The 9,071-nt window shown below is 49.6% G+C and carries 5 protein-coding genes; all 5 read right to left on the reverse strand.

Features of this window, described 5'->3' with window-relative positions; genetic code table 11:
• On the reverse strand, positions 1-5,069 hold a 5,069-nt coding region (locus HMPREF9447_RS06480; RefSeq protein ID WP_081589753.1), incomplete at its 3' end, for an FG-GAP-like repeat-containing protein.
• Between the two features lie 102 nt (positions 5,070-5,171).
• Positions 5,172-5,273 carry a smalltalk protein gene (locus HMPREF9447_RS28400; protein WP_374937445.1) on the reverse strand — a complete coding sequence of 34 codons (102 nt, stop codon included), beginning with the start codon at positions 5,271-5,273 and terminating at the stop codon, positions 5,172-5,174.
• Positions 5,274-5,320: 47 nt separating this feature from the next.
• Complete coding sequence (locus HMPREF9447_RS06490) at positions 5,321-5,764, reverse strand: N-acetylmuramoyl-L-alanine amidase (RefSeq protein WP_009128901.1); 444 nt, start codon at positions 5,762-5,764, stop codon at positions 5,321-5,323.
• Between the two features lie 96 nt (positions 5,765-5,860).
• Positions 5,861-6,580, reverse strand: coding sequence for a DUF6266 family protein (locus HMPREF9447_RS06495; RefSeq protein WP_009128902.1), 720 nt, complete (start codon positions 6,578-6,580; stop codon positions 5,861-5,863).
• A gap of 250 nt (positions 6,581-6,830) precedes the next feature.
• Positions 6,831-8,735, reverse strand: a complete 1,905-nt coding sequence (locus HMPREF9447_RS06500) for an argonaute/piwi family protein (RefSeq protein WP_009128903.1) — start codon at positions 8,733-8,735, stop codon at positions 6,831-6,833.
• Positions 8,736-9,071: the final 336 nt, after the last annotated feature.

The following is a 9,071-nucleotide window of genomic DNA, read 5'->3' on the forward strand; positions in this document are numbered from 1 at the left end:
TCATAAGAGAATTTCTGAACGATACCTCCACTGTTGTAAAGCGACATCAAAGAACCCAGACGATCGGTCAGCACTCCGTAACTGGTTTTACTACCACCGGAAGTACGGACTAAAGCAACCAAACGTCCATCGGCAAAGATATAATCTAAATCGGTAACTGCACCATTTCCTGTGTTAATATTTCGCTCAAAATCATCAAAATAGTAACGCTTACCCGCTGCAAAAGGAAGCGTGGAAGAAGAAACAGTCAGTGCACTATAATCGCGCAAGTTGTCGGCACCATACTCATAGTAGCGGGTGCAATCGGTATGCACTATCGAAGAAGGAAGATTATTCTTATAGTAATTCAACTGCTGAAGGGCAACAGAATATCCCGACACCGAAGCTATTTTCGACAAAGGAGCACCGGATGCATTGTACGTATAACTTCCAATATCCGACTTTGCCTTGATGGTACGTCCACTATTATAAGATACCGTAACCGGAGTCTTTCCCGAAAGAGTGGAACTCAACAGACATCCTTCCGCATCGTAAGCGAAAGTTTCAGTAAGCCCGCTACCACCGAACTTTTCGATGCGTTGCGTCAGCAAACCACCCCGGTTGTATTGGTAACTGAAAGCTGCCAAAGAGTTACTGATCCCCTGATACCTTCCCATCTGGTCGTAAGTATAAGTGGTCTGCTTACTTCCACAATTCACATCACTGCTCAACAAACCCTGTTCGTTATAACTTTTAGCCTCCCACAACTTCACGGAAGTAGCATTATCGGTGATGGAGACAAGGTTGTGGGAAGCATCGTAAGCAGACTTCTGCACAAGACCCGACGGGCTGGTATAGGTGAGCAAACGCCCTTTGCCATCATAGGTATAGCTTTTAGTGAGAGTCTGATCCTTAATGGTCTTCACTTCCTTCTGCAACAGCCCCGCAGTTGTATACGTATAAACAGATTGATGACCGGAAACTCCGTCACTTGCCAACTGTCCCTTATTATTATAGGTGTAAGACAAAGAGCGGTCGCCATCCGCCACGCTGGTGAGGCGTCCTGCCAAGTCGTAAGCATAGGTGATAACGTTATGATTGGCATCCGTCTTCGTGGCCAGTTCGTCAAAGCCGTTATAGGTATAAGTCGTAGTGCCCGAAGCAGCGTTGCTGACACTGGTGCACAAGCCATAAGCATTGTAGGTGGAAGTCATCGGATAACCGGGCGAGCTTACCTTTACCACACGACCGGCTGCATCATAAGTATAAGTTGTGGTGCCTGTGGCGTCGCTCTGCGACACAATATTCCATTGGGCATCGTGTACAAACGTTTCCGTGCTCTCCTTGTCCGTTACAGTCCGGCAGGTCTCGGTCTGCTTGTTGTAGGTGTAATACACCTGTTTGTTCAAAGCTGTCCCGTCTGCCGAATGATGATTTTCTTGCGTCAGGCGTTGGTAGCCGTCGTACGTATAATCTACGGTGGCAAGAAGGCTCAAAGTACCGTTGCCGCACAGTGTTTCCTCTTTCACCGGCAGCCCCATTGCGTTGTAGCTGCTGCGCAGATGCTGCCACTTGCTTCCGGGTTGTAATTCGCTCTGTAGCAATGTACGCCCGTAACAGTCTGCCGTAGTTTCAGAAGTCAGTACCCCGTCATAGAGCTTTTGCTGCCGATATAAACTGGCGGCTGTTCCCGTCAAGGAATGATTAGTCCATGAATACCGGTATTCCGTGGGCACCTGTTCGTGGGAAAGGGATTTCTTCAGCCGGCCGAACGTGTCGTACTGATAAGTAGTGGTTCGTCCGTCGGGAGTTGTTTCCGAAAGCGGATTTCCATAGAAATCCTGCACAACCTGCGTCACCAGTCCTGCGGGATCGGTATCCTTTTTCACATAGCGGGCATCATCATATTCATAGTTATGGGTACGCGCTTTCCCGTCGGCTGATACGGTTTCGGAAGTCGGGATACCCAGCGTGGCATCATAGGTATATCGTTTCGTCATACCGTGCTCGGTTTCGGTCAGCAAATCGCCATAACTGCTGTAGCCAAAGGTTTTCTCTTCACCCACAATAGAGACGCCGGAGCAACTGAAGGTTTTCTTGTAACCACTCATGCGGCAAGGAAATGAAGAAACATTGGCGCACGACACATAGCTCATGGTTTCGGAAACATCGCGAGAAGCTTCCGTTCCTCCACGATAAGAGGTAGAACGACTAGTCAGGTTGCCCGATGCGTCATAAACATAACTTATATTCGTATCTATCCCCTTCAATCTATCCGTCACACTACAAACTGTGATATAAAAAAAGCCGTATTTCCCATATGTGTTTTTGAATGACGGCCAATAGCCATGACTTAAATACACAGTCTCTGATTCGCGCTGACCAGATGACTGATAATAATACGGATACCCCGAATAAGAAATCAAACTATATCCATCGGTTATCTTATTTCCGGAAATGGCGTCCTGGCAAACAATGGTCTGGAACCCTTGAAATTCCCTACCGGACTTATATGCATAAATCGGAGATGTATACATATAACTCTTGTTTTCCGCCAACTGATTATTGAAAAGATTGCCCAGCGTAACAGACTTTACTGTATTAAAAGTAGGAATATCCTTATTCCAGCTTGCATAGCTTCCATTATAGAATTTCGGGTCTCGTGCAGCAGTGGTCACCAACTGATAATTGATGTCCCGCTTCGTGCCATCCCCATTCTTTATCCCGGTCACTACATCCGAAGTGCCCTGATGGCTAAGACACAGCGACTTCAGAGAAGTAGATCCTGTCAGCCAGGAAGGATGACTGGAATCAAAGGGATGAGAGCGGAACTCACAAACATTCACCAGGTCGCACTTGCCATCACCCGAGAAGTCGGCGGCAATGGGATAAAAGTACGACGGATAAATGTAATACTTTCCGTCGCGGGTATATACTCCTTCCTTTCCGGGCGTCCCGCCGGTCTCTTGTGAAAGATAAAGATCATATTCCAGACTGGTACTCCGTGTCTTGAAACCGGGGGCATAATTTATATACACCCAGTCGCCTCCCGATACATACCCCGACTGGCTTTCCATGCATGACACTATATTGTTGCTTCCCACGCATACCACATCCGTCAGACCGTCACCATTAAAATCCCCCGTTCTGAAACTATTATATCTGTTGTTAGTAAAACTATGGGATAAGAATTCTGATGTAAAATTCGTCCCATCACCTGTATTATAATAAACAGTCGCCTGTTCATTGTTAGGTACAACTTCATTATATCCTTCCAACATAAGGAAATCCAGATAGCGGTCGTCATTAAAATAGCCGCATAGCAGCACGCAATGAGGCGCAAGCATATAGTTTCGGGCAAAACTGCGTTCCAATATCACGGCATCCTTTGCCGGACTGTTGACCTTAACCCCGCCCACATCGTTGCAGACAATGATGTCCTGACACCCGTCGCCATCCACATCACCTATCATATAAGTATAGAATCTATCGAATTGAGATAATGTGTACCTCGTCCCGCCGGTATATCCCTGTTTAAAGTAGACATTGTCCACCACCAGTTCATCTTTGCCATCACCGTTTATATCTGCCATAGCCACAATATTGGCAGTACCGACAGTGCTGACAGATGGCTTATAACTCTGTTTGGTAAATTTGGGAACATTATTATTGTCCAAAGAAGCCTGCCAGTATTCATATCCCGACGAAGTATCGAAAAAAACATCGTCAAGCCCATCGCCATTAAAGTCACCCGCAACAGCTTTCAGCGGCTTGTATTGGTTGGCAAAAGTAGCTATGGTAAGTTCATTGGAGAACCCATTAGGATTGCCATAGCGATAGACTGCCAGATAATCCCTGGGAGCCCCCGCTGACTTATTCTCTGTGGAAAGATCATAAATAGTGAGCAAGTCCGTACAACCGTCGCCATTAAAATCGCCCTGCACAAACTCAGAGTTTTGCGAATAAGTATAAGAAGCATTAAACAGGCGTTCGCCGACATCTCCCCACTCAATGCGCATAGGATTCAGCGCTGTGGTTCCTCCCTCGCCATATTCCGTTATGGTATAGAGCCGTGGATACTGATTGCTGTATTCATCTGTCGGCTTCAGATAATCGAACGTATAGCGGCGCATGACAGTTGCATCCGTCTTCACCGTTATTTCTTTAAGAATTTTGTCACGCTTCACCGGGCAACCGCAAATGTATCCGCCTTGGGCATCCACATATCGCTGATAGCTGAACAGCACCTTGTTTTCATGCACAAAGTTATGATGGGTATGAAGCGTATAAGTGATGGAAGCCAGCCAAACATCTCCGTTAGCTAAATCTTGTTCATATTGGTAACTGATGTAATTTCCATGCACATCTTCCTGTGCAGCAAGATACCAAGCTATATAGGAAGAATTAGCAGAAGACTTCTGAAAAGCATTCGTAGCATTATAATTACCGTAATAAAACTTGGTGCCATCCTTTTGCTGCACTGCAAAATACTGAGGATTCCCTGCCGTACCACCATGTAAAGTGATACGTGAGAAGTCATCTACTTCTTTCAGATAATTACTGGTGCTACCGTTCTTTATCAACCGCAGGCCATCCAGTTCAAATAGGGCGTCATCGAAAGATACACCACTGTTTGAACCATCATAAAAGTTTCGTTTCCCGTACCTTGTAATAGAAGAGACACACGACAAGTTCATCCCATACCCCAGAATATCCTCACCCGCCAGACTGTTATAAACGATATTCAGTTCAGGCGTCATCCCCGCCTGCCCTTGAGGCAACGACAGAGGTATAGTAAAAGCAGAAGAACCGTTAGAATTCACCTTGAAAGTATAAGGTATGTTTCCCACCGGCCGACTTTCATCAAGCGCATAATTACCGGAAGTGGCATACACCAGATTTCCGATACTACCGGAATTCACAGCAGAGCGTTCTGCGTCCAGAGCGCGAGTAAACGAACTACTCTTTGTTTGCATGCGGAATACGCGATTGCCCGCATCATCATACGTATAATTTATATTTTGTGATGCCGCAGCAGCAGACATCATAAATAAAGCGATAAAAATAAATATCAATTTGTTTTTCATCATTTCTTGGTTTTAATGAATATCCTATAGAAAAAAAGAGGCCCGCCCTGTCTCCGGAATGTCAAAAAACGGCGAACAGAGGAGCCTCCAGTTATGCAATGCATTTTACGGTGTCATTGCATTCACACCCAGCACACCCGCTATCGCCGTTACCACCGCAACAGCTACTTTCAAGATCATACTCCACACGGATTTCTTGATTGCCATACTTCCACACCTCCCCTCGATTAAATTGAAAATTGAGAATTGAAAAATTAGAGTTCATGGGCCACGTCGAAGCAAGGACATTCCTTTATCCACTCTTCCGGTTCCACCATCCCGTTCCCGTTCAGGTCCGGGCTGAGGTCGCGATGACCGCAGACGCGCACATCGCCCCGAAAGCGGCGCAGTAACTGATGTACCAGCAGACGCAGCACACTTCGCTGTTCCGGCGTACGGGTATCCTTCGGATTGCCCTGCGCATCCAGTCCGCCTTCATAGCAGATGCCGATGGAATGGGCATTGTATCCCTTCACATGCGCCCCTGCAAGGGCGATGGGGCGGGTATTTGCTACCGTGCCGTCACGACGGACGTAATAGTGATAGCCGATATCCCGGAAACCGCGACGGAGATGCTCCGCACGGAGAGCCTCTACCGTAAGAGGAAAGCCCTCACGGGTGGCGCTGCAATGCACCACGATATAGTTTATCTTTCGCATAATAAATTGCTGATTAAATAATGAATGATAAGTAGCTGCGCAGCCTTTAATTTCTAATTCTTACTTTTAAATTTCTGACGCCTCCGGCTTCAGATTCTATCCCAGCGGATCTTCCTCCAGACCGCCTTCACCTTCTCCCGGCTTGTCGCCGCCTCCGGCATTGCCGCCCGAACCGCTGCCCTCGTAGGCATCATCTTTCAGGCAGACGCTGTTGGTGACACGGCTGCCGTCTTCGCTACGAAAAGCAAGGTAAACGGCCAGCGCCTCGTCTTCCCAGTTATCGGGCAACGTCAACTGTACAGTGCCGTCGGCACGGGTGGCAGCTTCCAGGTCGTAGTAGGCCTCACCGCGTTCCTTGTTGTACACCAGCGGCATAGCCTGGTCGGTAGCGAGGGCGTCGCCCAGTTTACTGTTATCCTTCCACGTCAGGGTCATCTTGCCATCGGTCAAGGCAGCCGAAGCATTGAAGACGGGCATCAGGGTGCCACGGGCCACCAGTACACGCTCATAATCTACAGCAAGCTGGGGTGCCGAACCGGTGATGGCATGGCGCAGGATGTAGGACATCGCCGCATTGAAAGCCGTGCGCCCTTTGGCATAAGTATGATAACCTACGCGAACATAGGGAATGATAGCGCGCAGGAAGGTCATGCTCATGGCAAACTTGCCGCGTTGCGTCTGTTGTTTCGGAGTGCGGGGGTTACTGACACTGATGGCCAGCGCACGCATATAACTCACATCTTTCCAGGTACTACCCACTACGGTACCCACTTTTCCACTGAATCCGCCGAGGATTCCTCTTTTAATTTCTCCCATTATCGTATATTTTATAGGGATCAGGACCGGTCAATGCGACCAAGTCTCAAGGGCTGAAGAAGGCAGACAGCAGCAAGCAGGCACGATACCTCTGCAGCAGCACGGCGATGCAGGAGCTTTTGTCGTTCAGCCTGAAACAAAGGTAAGCGGTAAAGAAAGGTGATTTTAAAAGCGCGTGATTCTTGCGTCGTTTTGCGTCGTTTTGCACAGTTGGTTGCCAAATTGCCAACGTTGCCACGTTGCCACGAACTCAGTCCATGGCAATGCGGTCCGCCATTTCAAGCTGCCACTCCTGACAACGATGGCGCAACAAGCGGTCGGTGTGCGACAGTACGAGAGGCAAAGGACTGCCGTCCACACACGCCGGATTGGCCTTGACAAGCTGGAAGGCTTGCACCAGCACATCGTCCGCCTCGGCAGATGGCAACGGTTGCAGGCTGCCATCGGCACAAAGGCGGTTGAGCCTGACCTCCAACGGATAAGGATAAGAAGCGCGAGAGGAATCGGACGCCGGTCTGAAATCGCGGCAGAAAAGAAGGAAAGTGTCATCAGTGCAGCCCAGAACGGTTCCCGCAGGAGGCATACAGCCGGGAGCATCGGGGGCATAGTGACGGAGCATAGCCCTCGACGTGCGCCGCACTTGCGCCAGCACCACCGGCACAGCTTCCGAATACGGAACCATCCAGCGCACCAGAGACAGCAGAGCAGCCGTCGGAAGCTCCCGGTGGCAATAAACCACCAACCGCTGGGGAGGGCTATCACGGTGGTCGGTCAAGAACTGTTCGTAAGCCCTCCTGAAGCGCGAAGAAAAGAACAGCGAGAACTTCTCTTCAGCCTTGCAGAGGTCGAAGCAGCAGCCCCGGGCAGGATGGTTGTAGAAAGTGACCGCACTGAAAGGCTCGAAACATTGCAAGGGACGTGAGCAAGAGAATCCGGCAATGAGGTCGGTGTCCTGCGAAGCAAAATGGCGGGGCATCCACGGCACACCACCCATCTGCACCAGCAAGCGCGAGGCCACAGAGGGCAGGTATCTGCCGAAGCCCCCGGAACTGACGGCATGCAACGGAATGGCTCCCACATAGAGCGCCCCCAAGGAAAGCACCAATCTGCGCAGGCGAACCGATAGTTGCCGCCCCGTCAGTGCAGTAGCCGCCTCTCCCGAAGGGACCATCAGGCAATAGAGCCTAAAAGCGGCAGGAACATCCGTGGCAGGCTGCGTGTAGAGTGCCTGCGTCAGTTGGTCTGCGGCACGCTCATCCGCATCATAAGCTATCCACTGGTCCATGCTGCCCACAGGCATCACGGCTATAAGAGAAGCCAATGGGGAGAAAAGGCCGAAAAGGCGGCGGGCAGCATCCAGTTGCCCCCTCGGATAGAGCATGGTGAGGGTAAGAGAACGGCACCGCCCGGGCAGACAGGCACCGTAACGGCAAAGGCCGGTGCGGGGATCGGTTTCTACGGCCGACTTACCGAACTGCAACAGGCTATATTCCGCCCCGATACACCGCAAACGGTGGGCAGGCACATCGGCCGGATGGAGTGACAAGTGAAGGGGACAGCCGGAGACTGCCCCACCCGAAGGGAAGCAACGCGCCAACAGTCCTTCCACCTCCTGCCACAAAGCTTCATAAGGGCCGGACAGGGCGGACATTTGCTGTTCCATACCGCCGGAACAATCCAGGCGGGCAGACAAAGCAGGGGTAAGCACCGCATAAACAGTGTCCAGATGGCCTATCTGCACCGAACTGAGCGCCTCATAAGGTACCACCCATCCGTCTGTAGCTACCAGAGCGGGCGAAGCACCCACAAGTCCCATTTCAGACACAGGAAAACCGATGTATAGTTGTTTCGCAGGCAGCACTTCCACTGCAATCCTACAGTCGGCAGAGGCGGAAGGGGAAGAGGCGGATACCGGGGGAAGCGGACGGAAAGAGAGACGCCTGTAACGGAAAACGTTTCTTTCCGTTTGCTCCGGAGCATCTTTCAGCCACACTTCAAGTACTCCGGGACAGGGTGTATGATAGAGCATCGGGGCAAGACTCCCCGCTTCTGTGGCAAGCTCCCCCGTAAGGGATACCAGCCACCGGCAGAGATCGGACGGCGTAGCGTCGGGATGACCGGAATCAAGCGTAGCTTGTAATAGTAGTTCCTTCATAGTATTATTTGCCTGAAAACCCCAATATTAACAGACAAAGGTAAGAACATTATTTTTATATTACAAGACAAGTACCGTGTATTCAGGACAAGCGCACACTAATTACTATTCATATCTGTGCAGAAAGGAACAAAAGTGATTAGTGATTAGTGATTAGTGATTAGTAATGAGGCAAATGATAAACAGCACTATCTCAATTCTCCTCCTCCCGGGAGGTTGTGTAAAAAGTAAGAATCAAGTGTTCTTTGACATTTTGTATTAAAAAGGAAATGCTCTTTATCTCTTTATTTTGGAATTTCTATTGTTGTCCTTTGGCAAATGACCGCTATTAGGTAT

The organism is Bacteroides oleiciplenus YIT 12058, from assembly GCF_000315485.1.
Classification (GTDB): Bacteria; Bacteroidota; Bacteroidia; order Bacteroidales; family Bacteroidaceae; genus Bacteroides; species Bacteroides oleiciplenus.